Source organism: Nostoc sp. PCC 9305, assembly GCF_963920915.1.
In the GTDB taxonomy this organism is placed as follows: Bacteria; Cyanobacteriota; Cyanobacteriia; order Cyanobacteriales; family Nostocaceae; genus Nostoc.
This window is the reverse complement of sequence record NZ_CAWUDN010000156.1, coordinates 1-13,704: the sequence shown is the minus strand read 5'-3', so window position 1 is coordinate 13,704 and position 13,704 is coordinate 1. Positions and strand designations below refer to the sequence as shown.

Annotated in this window: 14 protein-coding genes and 1 pseudogene; 9 read left to right on the top strand and 6 right to left on the bottom strand. The window is 39.9% G+C overall.

Annotated elements, in window-relative coordinates; translation table 11 throughout:
• From ACM0OX_RS33010 to ACM0OX_RS32990, 5 genes and pseudogenes are all read left to right on the top strand, one after another.
• Nucleotides 1–308: pseudogene (locus ACM0OX_RS33010) on the top strand (hypothetical protein); the annotation flags it as partial.
• Between the two features lie 3 nt (nucleotides 309–311).
• Nucleotides 312–695, top strand: coding sequence for a phage tail assembly protein (locus ACM0OX_RS33005; protein WP_414519163.1), 384 nt, complete (start codon nucleotides 312–314; stop codon nucleotides 693–695).
• Complete coding sequence (locus ACM0OX_RS33000) at nucleotides 638–841, top strand: DUF6760 family protein (protein ID WP_313931140.1); 204 nt, start codon at nucleotides 638–640, stop codon at nucleotides 839–841. Before ACM0OX_RS33005 ends, ACM0OX_RS33000 begins: the two co-directional genes overlap by 58 nt.
• Nucleotides 838–2,802, top strand: coding sequence for an FHA domain-containing protein (locus ACM0OX_RS32995; RefSeq protein WP_414519162.1), 1,965 nt, complete (start codon nucleotides 838–840; stop codon nucleotides 2,800–2,802). The genes ACM0OX_RS33000 and ACM0OX_RS32995 overlap by 4 nt, the downstream gene beginning before the upstream one ends.
• A 193-nt stretch (nucleotides 2,803–2,995) precedes the next feature.
• Nucleotides 2,996–5,176 carry a CHASE2 domain-containing protein gene (locus tag ACM0OX_RS32990; RefSeq protein ID WP_414519161.1) on the top strand — a complete coding sequence of 727 codons (2,181 nt, stop codon included), beginning with the start codon at nucleotides 2,996–2,998 and terminating at the stop codon, nucleotides 5,174–5,176.
• Between the two features lie 220 nt (nucleotides 5,177–5,396).
• Here the strand turns inward: ACM0OX_RS32990 and ACM0OX_RS32985 are convergent, their stop codons facing one another.
• Together ACM0OX_RS32985 and ACM0OX_RS32980 are read right to left on the bottom strand one after the other, a co-directional pair.
• On the bottom strand, nucleotides 5,397–5,696 hold the full coding sequence (locus ACM0OX_RS32985) for a hypothetical protein (RefSeq protein WP_414519160.1): 300 nt from the start codon (nucleotides 5,694–5,696) through the stop codon (nucleotides 5,397–5,399).
• Between the two features lie 790 nt (nucleotides 5,697–6,486).
• Complete coding sequence (locus tag ACM0OX_RS32980) at nucleotides 6,487–6,939, bottom strand: Hsp20/alpha crystallin family protein (RefSeq protein ID WP_414519159.1); 453 nt, start codon at nucleotides 6,937–6,939, stop codon at nucleotides 6,487–6,489.
• A 393-nt stretch (nucleotides 6,940–7,332) separates the two neighbouring features.
• Between ACM0OX_RS32980 and ACM0OX_RS32975 the strand changes: the two genes are divergently transcribed.
• The 3 genes from ACM0OX_RS32975 (at nucleotide 7,333) to ACM0OX_RS32965 (ending at nucleotide 9,221) form a co-directional block, all read left to right on the top strand.
• Nucleotides 7,333–7,557 carry a hypothetical protein gene (locus ACM0OX_RS32975; RefSeq protein WP_414519158.1) on the top strand — a complete coding sequence of 75 codons (225 nt, stop codon included), beginning with the start codon at nucleotides 7,333–7,335 and terminating at the stop codon, nucleotides 7,555–7,557.
• 152 nt (nucleotides 7,558–7,709) lie between these two features.
• Nucleotides 7,710–8,096: a hypothetical protein gene (locus ACM0OX_RS32970; protein WP_414519157.1), complete on the top strand. Its 387-nt coding sequence runs from the start codon at nucleotides 7,710–7,712 to the stop codon at nucleotides 8,094–8,096.
• A 393-nt stretch (nucleotides 8,097–8,489) separates the two neighbouring features.
• The gene (locus tag ACM0OX_RS32965; protein ID WP_414519156.1) at nucleotides 8,490–9,221 is read left to right on the top strand and encodes a hypothetical protein; all 732 of its coding nucleotides are present in this window, start codon (nucleotides 8,490–8,492) and stop codon (nucleotides 9,219–9,221) included.
• 36 nt (nucleotides 9,222–9,257) lie between these two features.
• Here ACM0OX_RS32965 and ACM0OX_RS32960 read toward each other — a convergent pair whose 3' ends face one another.
• From ACM0OX_RS32960 to surE, 4 genes are all read right to left on the bottom strand, one after another.
• Nucleotides 9,258–10,034, bottom strand: a complete 777-nt coding sequence (locus ACM0OX_RS32960; protein ID WP_414519155.1) for an MGMT family protein — start codon at nucleotides 10,032–10,034, stop codon at nucleotides 9,258–9,260.
• Between the two features lie 18 nt (nucleotides 10,035–10,052).
• Entirely contained in the window at nucleotides 10,053–10,712 is a 660-nt protein-coding gene (locus tag ACM0OX_RS32955; protein ID WP_414519154.1) for a PAP/fibrillin family protein, read from the bottom strand.
• A gap of 88 nt (nucleotides 10,713–10,800) precedes the next feature.
• The gene (locus tag ACM0OX_RS32950) at nucleotides 10,801–11,424 is read right to left on the bottom strand and encodes a hypothetical protein (RefSeq protein ID WP_334893044.1); all 624 of its coding nucleotides are present in this window, start codon (nucleotides 11,422–11,424) and stop codon (nucleotides 10,801–10,803) included.
• Between the two features lie 180 nt (nucleotides 11,425–11,604).
• Nucleotides 11,605–12,285: a 5'/3'-nucleotidase SurE gene (gene surE / locus ACM0OX_RS32945; RefSeq protein WP_335134417.1), complete on the bottom strand. Its 681-nt coding sequence runs from the start codon at nucleotides 12,283–12,285 to the stop codon at nucleotides 11,605–11,607.
• 611 nt (nucleotides 12,286–12,896) lie between these two features.
• Here surE and psb32 point away from each other — a divergent pair.
• Complete coding sequence (psb32, locus tag ACM0OX_RS32940) at nucleotides 12,897–13,634, top strand: photosystem II repair protein Psb32 (RefSeq protein WP_414519153.1); 738 nt, start codon at nucleotides 12,897–12,899, stop codon at nucleotides 13,632–13,634.
• Nucleotides 13,635–13,704: the final 70 nt, after the last annotated feature.

Sequence of the window (13,704 nt, the reverse complement as noted above, 5' to 3'; positions counted from 1 at the left end):
AAAGACTCATTAATGGAGTTCAAAGACTCATTAATGGAGTTCAAAGACTCATTAACGGAGTTCAAAGCCTCATTAACGGAGTTCAAAGACTCATTAACGGAGTTCAAAGCCTCATTAATGAAGTTCAAAGACTCATTAACGGAGTTCAAAGCCTTATTAATGGAGCTAAAAGCCTCATTAATGGAGTTCAAAAACTCATCCCCTATTCTCAATGCCCCATGCCCAATACTTCTCTACGAGAGGCTGCGCCAACGACTCCGCTCAGTACAAGTGCCCAATGCCCTATTCTGAATGCCCAAATTAAATAACCTATGCGCCGTAAAAAGGACACTCTCTGCACAGAATTTGCCTTCACTCTTCCTAGAGGATTGAGTGATGGCGAACAACGAGTACATCGTCATGGGGTGATGCGTTTAGCCACCGCCAAAGATGAAATTTTGGTGCAACAAGAGCGCAAAGTTCAGGAAAATCCAGCTTACGGTGTCTTGGTAATGCTTGCAAGGGTTATCACTCGTTTGGGCAGTTTCAACTCTGTTAGTCCTGATTTACTCGAAGGACTGCTCTTATATGACATTGCCTATCTCCGAGAATTTTACAATCGAATCAATCAACAAGGCAATGTACACATTCCGACACAATGTCCCCACTGCAATACTCAATTTTCAGTGGAGCTAGAACTAGCGGGGGAGTCGTAAGCTACCCCTCTGATACTTTATATGAGGAGGTAGCTTTTATTGCTTATCATTTCCACTGGTCACAAGATGATATTTTAAATTTAGAACATACTACCCGTCAGCGCTGGGTGGCAGAAATCAATAAAATTAACCAAAAATTAATATGAAAGTTAAAGTTAGCTACTCACCAAATCTAAGTGAAGTCAATGAAGTTGACCTTACCACAGAAACTCCAACCAGAGGAGAATGGCTAATAGGTCGTTCTCCTGATTCTGATTTAGTCCTAGACAGCCCTGATATTAGTCGGGTACATGCTAAGTTTTTTGTTAAAAGTGGAAATTACTACTTCTCCGATCTTGGCAGTAGAAATGGTTCAATAGTTAATGGGAAACAGGCTGAAAAAGATCGACCATATTCTTTGAGTGATGGAGATATTATTCGGATTGCAGATTATGTTTTGATTTTGGAAGCAGTTGCTCCCGCTTATGAGCAACCAGAGACAGTCTTTAGAATTATAGATCCTTCACTATTTTCTCGATCGCGATCGCCTGAAAATGTCAGCGCTCCCAATGTTGTTAATCCAGTCCCAGAGGTAGTTAACAAAGTTCCACCGCCAATTAGTCCCGAAGTAGAAACACCCCCTTCCCCAGAAATCAGCGAAATTGAGGAAGTCGTTGCTACTCAACCTGATGATGTCATCCCGGTTGTTGAGATAATCGCCCCTGAAAACATCATTCAGTTACCAGAAGCAGTTAGCGAAGTTCCACACGATGTTCGTAATGAAATTGTTGATTTGCGGACATTAGTTACACCAGAAGTCAGCGCCGATAGTGAGGAAGTCGAAGTTCCAGAAGTCAGCGAAGCCTCAGAAGTTTCTTTGACTGAACCTGATAACGCTATAGCTGCACCTGAAAACATCATTGAAACTCCTGAAGAGGAAAGTGTTCTTCCAGAAGCTAACCATGATGAGGCTGTAGATTTTGAAGCAGCACTGGCGACAGAATCTACTTTCGTACAACAGCGTGATATAAGTGCTACGCCAGACACTACCTACGACGAGAATGCAGAGTTAGAGGCAGCACTAGAAGCAGAAGTTACCTTCGTACAGCCACGTGATATTTTCAACGAAGTTCCTGTACAAAGCGCCATTCCCGAAGCTACCTACAATGAAAATGCAGAGTTGGAGGCAGCACTAGCAGCAGAAGTTACCTCCGTCCAGCCGCGCGATATTTTCCACTCTGTATCTCAGGAGGAGAATAACATTCCCGAAGCTACTCATGATGAAGTCGTAGATTTGGATACGCCAGTCGCAGAACCAGTGAGTGAAGTTGTTGAAAACGCAGAAATTCAGCCGCCAGAAGCATTAAGCCAAGTTACACAGGATATAGATGAAGCAATAGATTGGGATAGGTCAGTTACAGCAGCAGACAGCGCAGATGTTGACGAATTAGAACCTACTTCTGCGGTAGATGAAACAACAAGCGAAGTTTCTGAACCATCAACTGCACCTGATGATGCCATTGCGGAAGTTTTAAACAATCAATACATTGATTTGAGTAATGCAAGTACTGAAGAAGTTAGTCTATATGTTGATGGTGTTGCTGCACAAATAAGTGAAATTTCTGACTCAGCTGATATTCCATCTTTGGAAACAACAGAAAGTGGAGCTACTGAGAGCATCAGTCAAACTATTGAAGAATTTCCGCAAACTCCAGAAGAAACAAATGTTAGTGAGTCTCCTCAAGCAATCATTGAAAGAAATATAGTACTGATTGCCCATGAAAGCAAGAAATCAGAACTTGCTGAATTGGTTTCTGAACATCAGGAATTTTTCTCGCAGAGTTTTACAATTACCTGGCCATCTATTAGTGAAGTCTTACATCAACAGGCAGGGATAACGATTAGTCAACAAACTCCCGCACCAACTTCTGGAGGATATCAAACAATTGCTTCATTGGTTGGAGCCGGAGAAATTGTAGCAGTTATTTTCCTGCGAGATTTGCTGCAACCTCAGCCCGGTCAAGCAAATGAAGAAGCACTGTTAAGATTATGCACTATTAATCAAGTTTTATTGGCTACTAACTTCTCAACAGCAGAGGCAATTGTGCATTATCTCAAACACATATAGCAATTTTAAATGAGTTATGAACAAAAATATCCCTGACTTCTTAAAGAAGTCGGGGATTTGAGCATTTTGATGTTCGCAAGTAAAATATGATTGCTATACTTTTTGAAAAGTTGCAAATTGCGTAGAATAATTTCAATACTAAAAATTAATCTCAAAATATACGTATATTTTAAAGTAAAATCTATTTAAAAAAATGGTTGTAACTTTTAAAAGTTTATTTAGACAGCCAGTTATTCTTTCAAGTGCGATCGCAACACTTCTGTTAGTAGGAATTCAAAAACTGGGGGTTTTCGAGCCTCTAGAAATGAAAGTCTACGACCAAATGATGCAATTACGTGCCGACCCAGGCCCAGACACTCGTCTCTTAATTGTTGCTTTAAGTGAAAAAGATATCCAAAAATGGAATTGGCCCCTGTCTAGCGAACTTCTAGACCGGCTATTAGGCAAACTTGAAGAATATCAACCGCGAGTCATTGGTCTAGATATTTTTCGTGACTTACCAGTACCGCCTGGTCATGACAAGCTACTGCAACGCCTCCAACAGAGCGATATCATCATTCCTATTTGCAAACATTCTGGTTCTAACAATCCGGGAATAGCGCCCCCAAAAGGCGTTGAAGCAGAGCGAGTCGGATTTAATGATGTCGTAGAAGATACTGATGCCACAATTCGCCGCAACCTCTTATTAGTAAGTGCAGAGGAATCCGATTCTTGTCAAAGTACTTATTCCTTTAGCTTACAACTAGCACTCAAATATTTAGAAGTTGGAGGCATCCAACCAGAATTTACGCCTAAAAAGGAACTACGACTACGTAATACTGTATTTAAACCCCTGCAAAGTAACGCTGGCGGCTATGAAAAAGCAGATACCAATGGCTACCAAATCCTGCTTAATTACCGTTCTGGTCATCAGGTTGCCCAGCAGGTAACTATTACAGAAGTAGTTGCAAATCAAGTTAAACCAGATTTAGTTAAAGACCGCATCGTTTTGATTGGTTCAACAGCCAATAGTTTAAATGATATTTTTAATACGCCCTTTGCTAGTGGTAAGTCAGATAATTCTGGCAAAATGGCTGGAATTGAAATTCATGCCCACAGCGTTAGTCAAATTCTCAGTGCTGTTCTGAACAAACAACCTCTATTTTGGTTTTTGCCTGAGTGGGGTAAAGTCTTTTGGATATGGGGATGGACTGTAGTTGGTGGGTTGCTGGTATGGCGGATTCAACATCCGCTAGGCTTAGGATTAGCAGCCGCAACAGCCCTGGCAGTATTATTTGGAGCCAATTTTGTCATTTTTACCCAAGCTGGATGGTTCCCAGTCATACCTCCGGCGTTGGGGTTAGTATTTACCGCCGGCAGTGTCCTTGCCTATAGTGCTTATCAAACCAAGCAAGAGCAAAAAGAAATTACCCAACGGGTTCAAGAACACCAACAATTAATTCTAGAATTGCAAGGTCTTTTACGGCAGCGCGGCAACGCCTCAAATGAAGCACCAACGGTAATTGTTGATTCCATTGGGCAAGAAATTGCACTAGGAACGGTACTAAACAACCGCTACAAAATTACTCAACCCTTGGGTTCTGGGGGATTTAGCAATACTTATTTAGCTGACGATATCCAGCGTCCTGGTAATCCGCAGTGTGTGGTTAAACAGTTGCGACCTCCCCGCCAAGATGCAGAATATTTAAATGTTGTCAGACGCCTATTCGACGCGGAAGCAGAAATTTTAGAAATTTTGGGTAAGCACCCACAAATTCCTCAACTACTAGCTTTTTTTGAAGAAAATCGGAAATTTTCCCTAGTACAAGAATTTGTTCGAGGGCACGCTATGGATAAAGAGTTAACTGCTGGGAAGCGACTCAAACAAGCTGAAGTTGTGGAGATACTCAAAGAAGTTTTAAATGTGCTGGTTTTTGTTCATAGTTATGGCGTAATCCATCGAGATATCAAACCTAGTAACTTAATTAGGCGAGAATCAGATCGGCACATTGTTTTAATTGACTTTGGCGCTGTTAAGCAGATTCAACCCCAGCAGCAAGAAGCTCAGACAATTTCAATTGGCACTCCTAATTATGCACCTTCGGAACAAATGAGCGGGTTGCCAAAACTTAACAGCGATATTTATGCGTTGGGAATTATGGGAATACAAGGTTTAACTGGGGTAGAACCCAGAGAGTTTCGTAGAGATACAAATACTGGTGAAATAATTATCCAAAGTGTAGCTGATGCTAATCAACAGATTTGGCAACATTGGCGCGAATTCACTGAGGCTACAGACGAGTTAGTGATAATTTTAAATAGAATGGTACATTTCGATTTCACTCAACGATATCAGTCAGCCGCAGAGGTGCTAGAGGCTCTCAAAAGTATTTAGGAAAAGAAGGCAAACTGTAATAGATACAGCACTTACGCCAAGCGTCGCCAGATTAAAATACAGTTCAGTTAAGCAAAGCAAAACCCACCAAAGCCTCGGAAACGTTGGGTTTGGTTTCGTTCCTCAATCCAACCTAAGCTGCGTATGGTTTTTGGTGCTAACTGAACCGTATTGCGCTGTATCACCCTAAAAGGATCGATACTTTAGTTATGGGCTTGTCTTAGTTCTTAGACGGTTCACTCTTGCTAGACTGTGCAAGACCAGCACCAGCACCAAGGGCGGTTCCTGCCAAACCTATCCCTGCTGTTGCTAGGTTTGTCTCCAGGGTTTTATGGTTAGAACCTAGATGTGTTGCAAGAACTAAGACAGTGAAACCAATTACTCCTCCAATCAATGAGATAAACATGGGAGTTAGGGCTTGAATTATAGCAGGAGCTGTAGATCGGACTACTTCTGGGTTTTTAGCTTTGTCTTCTGAAGGATTTGTTTGTCGAACTACTTCAAGATTTGTAGATTGCATAGCGGTTGCTCCTTTTATAAGGATATATTGTTTGATTTTTCCAATTCAAGTGATAGCCCGCATTTCTCACAAGTCCCGCCATGTATGCAACGGGCTACGAACTCCTAATAATCCTTGCCCAGAATAGGTTTCGGCGATTTATATGTGTGTTTTTTGTGATGCAGTATGAAAAACCGCAAGAACCGATTTTATAAGGTTTTGAGAATTGTCGTGAGAAATTCGGGCTAGACCAGATAATAGAGATTGAATGAAATTTAGAAAGGTTGAATAGTTTTTGTAAGATAAACTATTCAACCTTTCCAAGTGTAATTTAGAGGAAAAATGTGAGTAACTTGTGAGGATTGATAAACTAATCCAACGTGCAGAGAATGGAGTTTTTGAGTGTCAGTCAACCGAAAAAATTTTAAAAGTCTTGCTATGCAAGCATTTCCGCTAAATACAGCTATAGTACAAAACAATCCATTAATCCCACAACTTCCTTAAAAAGGCTTGGCTTGCTTATAACCCTTTTTTAAGGGTTCGCCACGGGCGGGGGGATCTTAACGAACCTTATAGCGACCTAACCGCCCAATTTAAACGCGATCACATTGCAAAAAATAAATTATCGAAAATTATTTGTATATTTGTAGGCATTCATCACAAGTGCGATCGCACTCCTCGGTTTAAAGGACTCCTCTAAGCATATTGTTGCGGACAATAGTTATAAAAAAGCCTGGTCAATCTCATGACCAAGCTTTTAACTATTTCAATCAATCATTGCAGGTAAAGTAGTGCGATCGCAAGCAAACCATTAGTTAGCAGATTGTTCCAAATTCACCTTGACAACTTTGTTCTTTTCTTGCTCAGTTTTAGGCAATGTTAGATTCAAAATGCCATCTTTATAATCTGCCGTAACGTCAGTATTTTTAATCCGAGCCGATAGAGGAATTACGCGTTGAAATTTACCGTAATGAAACTCACTTCTGGTAACACCTTTTTCCTCTGTTTTCATTTCAGACTTCCGCTCACCGCTAACGTAAACAGCATTTTCTGTGATTTGCACATCCAGGTCTTTAGCTTCTATCCCTGGCAGTTCTATCTTCAGATGAATCGCATCTTCAGTTTCTTTAATTTCAGCGGCAGGAACTTTGCTTAAGCCTTTGTCAAACAATGCAGATGGTAGTCTGGTATCTTCAAATAAACTATTGATTTGGTGTTGTAGAGTGTCAATTTCTCTCCAAGGATTCCAACGAACTAGTGTCATAACTCTTCCTCGCATTAGTTAGTATTGTTTAATAAGTTTTGCACTTAACCTTGTGCTTACATATTCATATTATGCAGAGTTAAAGCTGCTGTAAATTCGGTTTTTAGCACTAATTAATTGATGATTGCCGTACTAAATTAGATAAGAAAAGTTTTACGGTTTACTCTAATTTATCTGTTCGGTAAACCCGAATAGACAAATTAGATTCAATTATATTAAATCAATAAATCTGCTGTTGAAGGGATAGCGTAGGAATACGATGCCTCAGTTGGGCTATATCTACAACTGAGTAACAACACTGCATAAATTTTTAGATAACCTCAGTTAAATATATATCTGTTCAAGTTTGTTCTGAACTTTACTCCCGATTTATTAACCAACACAGCATCAATAATGAAACTCTTTTCTCCACTCAATTTTGCACACATTCTTGATTTTAGTGTCCTATCTAGAATCACTAGGACTCAAATAGCTACTCATAGCAAGAGTGGCACATCAATCAACACAGCTGTCAAATCTAATACTTTACGCAACGATTCTACAAATATCAATTGCCTCAAAACCTTTGATACTGCTGTTCTTGCTTATCAGATGATGGGTCTTAGCGACTTTGAATGAACCGTAGGATGCGCTCAATTAAATCACCCGAATGGGTGAGGAGTAAATCAACCGTTCAGGTGAACTGGGTGTAGGAAGTTAAGACAGCTAAAAAATAAGACTCTATTACTCAATAACACTAATTGCACTTTACTATAACTAAGGATAATCCTATGAAACTCTCTATCTTGATTGATTCTGTACTCATTGTTACTTCTATTGCTTTATTGCCTGGAATCGGTGGCGTTCAAATAGCTACTAGCAATAGTGGCGAACCTATAGCTATCAATTCTAACAATTCATCTAACGTCAGCTACCTCAAAGCCTTTGATGCTGCATTTCTAGCTTATCAAGGTAATCTGAAAGCACAGGGTAGTCTTAGCGGTAGCGCTTTGGTATCTCAATACCAAACAGGAAACCTGACTGCATTAAATGTGGTTAAGACTGCTGTCAACGCTAAAAATTTACCAGCACAAGAAGCTTTGAATCATAAAGGTTATCTAAACGCTGTTGAGTCGCATCTGACATCAAACAATAGCATTAGTAATATATCTTACTAAGTACATACTTGCGGAGGTTCATAATGGATTTATGAAATGCTGTACTATCATCTGGTTGCTTTGACAAGAAAATGCCTAACCGAGCAGGAAAAGCTGCTGTTTCCACCTAATTACCATCTCATTTGCAAAAATTACTTTTACCCCTCCAACATCTTGGAGGGGTTTTTAGTTGGTGCTACGGTTGCTACTTGCTCTAGCGTCTCCCATGCACAGTAGCACTGGAATGCTTTCTGCTCCCACAACGGCGTGACTCATCACACTTTTAGAAAAAAGGGACAGGTCATAAATTATTTACTGTTCTATCAAATTAACGTTGTTAAGTTACTCAGCAGGTGTAGTTTTCACTTCCAGGCTGTGTTAGATATTGTGATGCGAAACAGGAGTATAGATACGTTGCTAAAGCTTTCTCCCGAATCTCCTCTATTTATTGTGTTAATCATTATTAGTTTTCTAGTAGTAACTTTATCAACTTGGTTATCATCTAAACCATTCGTTTTAAAACCATTTGGAGTTAATGATATTGTCCAGTTACTCACATTACAATTATTTATTTCTTTATTGTTAGAGCGTTCTTTAGAAGTTTTTATAACTACTTGGCGTGGCTCATTCGTCGAACAATTAGATATTAGTATTCAGCAAGAAAAGGCTCTAATCTCTGAGAAAATAAAACTTATGGAAGGACAACAGCAACAGTTTCCTTCTTCGGAATCAACAAATCAAATCAGTGGACTACCACCAGAAGGAATGAGTTTAGAACAGCAAATTATCCAAAATTTTACACAAAATCAACAAAATTCATTAAAAGTTTTCCAGCCACAAATGGATGATATAAATGAAAAAGAGCGCCAAAGAGCAGCCTATAAATCTGATACACGAACAATTGCTCTATGGACATCTCTTTTATTCGGTCTTTTAATGAGCGCAATAGGTATTCGCTCAATCGAACCACTTGTAGTTATTGATTTAGATAATCCCATACAAGTAGTTATTTTCCGTTGTTTAGATGCACTGCTGACAGGAGGTTTAATTGCAGGAGGTAGTGAGGGAATTCATAAGCTCATAAAAGTTTTTATCGACTTTATGGAAGCTACATCTAAACAAATAAAAAATCAGTCATCATCTTGATGAAACTCTGAATGCAGGCTAATATTACAGTAATATCTATTCTAGGTATAAAGTACTATCTTCCCATAGATAATCTTTAATCTCTACAAAATTTTTGTTTAAGTTGCGTAATAAATCTGCTTCAGATAAAATCTGAACTCCTTCCATTTCTAACTTAATTTTTTGTTGGCTCACATAAGTTATCAAATAACCTTTAGAGTCTAATATTCTATGTAACGGATAATCCGCAACCGAAGTTTTTTTCAGGTATATAGGAATAGCTCTTAGATAGCTATTATCTACTCCTATAGCTTTGATTATCTGTTTATATGTAACTACTTTTCCACTTGGGATTTTGATAATAAAATTTAGGAATCGGTTATATGGATTTTCAGATAATGCTGGAAATCGATTGGCTTGAAATTGAAAATTACTACCAACCTTGATTTGACCTGATTTAATAACTACACCTAAAATTCCTCTTTTATTTTGGATGCTTTTTAATGATTTTACCAAGTGAGCTATTCGCTTACATGGTTCGCAGTAAAAAGTTAATCTAATTGCCGCGCCACTTTCAAAGTGTAGCAGAGAGCCAGGGAGAAATTTATCAATTTCTAAACCTTGAACCACGATATTTTCTCGCAATTCTCCTGGTTGAATTGATAAGTTGGCAATCTCTTCGTACCTAACAATTAAAACTTGCCTGGGACTTATCGGCTCGGCATTAATATCTTCTTCTATACCATGATTTACCTTTAAATTTAATGTATTAAGCTCTACCATTGCAGAGCCTACTTTTACTTTGCTGAAAAGATGCATGATTGAGAGAGCCATATTCATTCAGCGGCGCAATCAATTTTCATTTGAGGATGTGAATTCAGGTAAATTCTCAGATTTACTAAGAATAAATAAACTTCCATCTCCTCCACGTCCAATTCTTAAGGTTTCATCTAAGTAAGTAATATCCAATGTGGCAGTTCTGCTAGTAGGATTATTAGCTGAGACAACCTTAAATGGGTTAAATTGGGGAGTATTAATGCCAAGAATTTTTTCAATTGATAGATAGCGCTTATCAAAATAGACGTTGATACGTTTGTTCTGTAGAGGCTCTAAATCTTCTTTGGCTGGCTCAAAGCTAGCCGTAACTTTGACATATCCCGCTACTAGCCCCAAAGGATGTTTAACTTTAGCTAGATTGAAAAACAATTTATTTGCAACATTAATCACTTGATAAACTTTACCTAGCTTTAATCCCAATGGAAGAGAAGCTAAAGAACGTATTTCTCTGGCTGTGGAGTATTGCAGTTGCCAAGCTCCCTCCAGCAAAGAAGTAGCATAGAGAAGAGGATTGAGATTGGGATTGACGCTCTCCAGTTCCGTCGTCAATTGTTCAATTTCTGCGGCTAAGGTTTTGTCTATCTGTAAATCGGTAAAGGGAGAGCCATCGCTCTTACTTTGAATATTCTCAAGCTTTGCTTGTAATTTTTCCTTAATTAAAAGTTGATTATTCAATGGTTAAATATTTTCCTTTATATATCCTAATTTCTTTAGTTCAACTTCTATGCGGGAAGTGCATAAAAGTTGAATTATCTAGATGAAATTAGTCAATGAGTTGTGGGGTGGGAATTTGCGTATCGATATCCGCTTGGGAAAAAGTGGGGAGCAACCAAGTACTCTCACCCGCCTTAAATACTTTGGCAGGTTCAACATTCAATTCAATTGCACCAGTGGCTAGATTGGTTCTAGCAAGAGACTGTGTACCATCGACAAACTTAACGGCGATAGGTTCAGTTAGTTGTTGTGGTTGAGCGTTTGGGCCTAAAACCACTTGAGAACCTGCGGGTAAGTAAATGCCATCGCAATCCCAATCATCATCAGTGATTGTTCCTGCGCCCAGAAAGTAGAGTTGGGTTGGAATTTTTTTTGGTTTATTGGCATAGACTGCCAAAGTCTTTCCAGTTTCATTGCGGCACTGCGCCCGCTTTCTAGCTGTTTCTATGACATTTTTCTGAGACTGCAATTTTGCCAGTTGCTGCTGGAATTGCTCAGGTGTATAGCCAGCTTGCTCAGGTGTATTCTTTACAGTTAGAAGTTGATTGAGTGCCTGAGTTACCTCAGCATAGTCAGCCCCCTTAGTGAAATCCTTACCTGCCCAAGAGGGTTGAGCAATTAGCAGGTTCACCATCAATACGAGAGCGACAAGAACAATTTTGAGAAACTGCATATATTTCTCTTTTTTTTGAAATTAGTGTTCAGTACCACTGAAACTTTACCAGATTTCAAATCCTTGAAAATTTCGATCGCGATCGCACCACATACCCATAAGATTAACTAATATTCTTATAAGCTCTCCTCAATATCCACTAAAAGGTGTTAGCAGTTAACTAGTAACTGATGGCTGATATCAAACTCTTAACTGGGTGACGGCGATATTACCAGAAAAACATACATCTACATCGCTGCCAGGAGTACGATCGCGTTTGCCATATTCGCCTACATAATAGAAGTTATCGCCTTCAATTCGATAGTTAACGGGCAAAGGTTTGGTACAGGCTTGGCAAAATACCACTTCAGGATTTGGTTCTCCTGGTTGCAGATGCGGTAGATTCACATTCCAGAAGCTTCCTGGCTCTAAGGGACGCTTGAGTAAATCCGCTAAGACTTCAGCAGTGAATTTGGCAGCCAGATCCCAATCAAAATTCTGTTTGGCTTTGCGATACTGAGAAATGGCAATTCCGGGAATACCGTGCATCGCGGCTTCTCGCACGGCGGCAACTGTGCCAGAAATATAGGCATCGACTCCCAAATTTCCCCCAGCGTTGATACCTGAAAGTACAAATTTGACATCTGCGGGAATTTGTGTTATGGCAATTCTCACACAATCAGCGGGAGTACCTGCGATCGCATACTCAGTCTCAGAACGTCGCTGGAGGTTGATAGCACGAGTAGTAGTCACTTGATGTCCACAGCCAGACTGATGATCGGCAGGAGCAGCGATAATAGAATTTTTGCCGTTTACAGCTTTGAGCAGCGCTTGGATACCGGGGGCATCAATGCCATCGTCGTTAGTTAAAAGTATAGTCATGTATATATGATATTGATTTAGCTAAAATATCAGAAAAATGCAGATATCAACCATCACATAGACATCTCTATAAACTAAATATGCATTGTCTAGAACCCTTGTAGAGAGCTAGCAGGATAACGTCTTGAGGCGTTGCATATTTGCGGGATGATTTTGCTAGTTTTGTGGGATGGGCATCTTGCCCGTCCCTTGTATTTCAGGGCGCTCGTGTCGCCCACCCTACAAGAATCATCCCTTGATTCAGCAACGCTCGTCTTGACATTCTTTTTCACTCAGATATCTAAAGCTACTCGCAGATATGAAAAAATATGGCGTTGCTGAACCAAAATATAAATCATGCGATATGATTTCTAGATGGTTTGCAAATTCCGCCCTAAGCATTTGGGTTAATTCCCAAAATGGGCGGTATTTCTTGTGACTAGTAAGGAGTTTAGCCTCAGGTTAATGCTTGCAACCGCCCTCAGAACAAGTTTGTGTAATCAAAAATCCCGTACAATATACATATTTGCTGGGAATATCAGAAATTTTACACTGAAGAAAATCGGGAACGAGGTGATTTTTGCAGTGGTTCTGTAGTATTTTTGGTGCAAGTCTGTCTTAGGGATCACACGATGAAACAGCTCCTCAAACAAGTTTTTAGCAGTCAAAAATACCTCATCCGGCTAATTCTACCTTTGGTGACGGTTATTTTCGCAGCCTCGCTGTTTGCTACACCTGCTTTAGCCACAGGTGTGTATCAAATACCCAGCCTGACAGCAGAAAATGACACCTGGGTTTTGGATCGAGGTGAAGTGATCAGCCGTCTGAATGAAGGCAAGATTAGCAGCGCTTTTAAGGATTTGGCAAAGCAAACAGATAAGGAAGTCAGAATTGTTACTGTTCGCCGACTCGACTATGGCGAAACACCAGAAAGCTTTACTAAAGAACTGTTTGAAAAATGGTTTCCAACAAAAGCAGCCCAAGCTAATCAAACCTTGTTGCTTCTTGATACAGTTACCAATGGTACGGCCATTATTACTGGGGATCAAGTCAAGCCAATTCTTACTGACTCTATTGCCGAGAGTATAGCTACTGAAACAGTAAGTGTGCCGTTACGCAATGGTGACAAATACAACCAAGCATTTCTCGATGCCAGCGATCGCCTTGTCGCCGTTCTCTCTGGCAAAGCCGATCCAGGGCCACCCCAGATAACTGACAATGTGCAGGTTGGAGGCACTTTCAAGAAAGCAGAAGAAACCAACCAAGGTAACGCTACTGCTTGGGTAGTAGGATTGTTAATTGCTGCCACCGTTATTCCAATGGCAACTTACTATATTTATCAGATAAATCAGCCCTCTTCTAATGGGTAAGGCGGGAGTTAGGAGTGGAGTTAGGAGTTAGGAGTTAGGAGTTAGGAGTTAGGAGTTAGGAGTTAGGAGT

Coding starts and splice junctions, on each gene's coding strand:
- surE (WP_335134417.1), bottom strand. CDS start 12,285: ATGACTATACTTTTAACTAACGACGATGGCATTGATGCCCCCGGTATC.
- ACM0OX_RS32990 (WP_414519161.1), top strand. CDS start 2,996: ATGGTTGTAACTTTTAAAAGTTTATTTAGACAGCCAGTTATTCTTTCA.
- ACM0OX_RS32960 (WP_414519155.1), bottom strand. CDS start 10,034: ATGGCTCTCTCAATCATGCATCTTTTCAGCAAAGTAAAAGTAGGCTCT.
- ACM0OX_RS32995 (WP_414519162.1), top strand. CDS start 838: ATGAAAGTTAAAGTTAGCTACTCACCAAATCTAAGTGAAGTCAATGAA.
- ACM0OX_RS33005 (WP_414519163.1), top strand. CDS start 312: ATGCGCCGTAAAAAGGACACTCTCTGCACAGAATTTGCCTTCACTCTT.
- ACM0OX_RS32985 (WP_414519160.1), bottom strand. CDS start 5,696: ATGCAATCTACAAATCTTGAAGTAGTTCGACAAACAAATCCTTCAGAA.
- psb32 (WP_414519153.1), top strand. CDS start 12,897: ATGAAACAGCTCCTCAAACAAGTTTTTAGCAGTCAAAAATACCTCATC.
- ACM0OX_RS33000 (WP_313931140.1), top strand. CDS start 638: ATGTCCCCACTGCAATACTCAATTTTCAGTGGAGCTAGAACTAGCGGG.
- ACM0OX_RS32980 (WP_414519159.1), bottom strand. CDS start 6,939: ATGACACTAGTTCGTTGGAATCCTTGGAGAGAAATTGACACTCTACAA.
- ACM0OX_RS32970 (WP_414519157.1), top strand. CDS start 7,710: ATGAAACTCTCTATCTTGATTGATTCTGTACTCATTGTTACTTCTATT.
- ACM0OX_RS32950 (WP_334893044.1), bottom strand. CDS start 11,424: ATGCAGTTTCTCAAAATTGTTCTTGTCGCTCTCGTATTGATGGTGAAC.
- ACM0OX_RS32975 (WP_414519158.1), top strand. CDS start 7,333: ATGAAACTCTTTTCTCCACTCAATTTTGCACACATTCTTGATTTTAGT.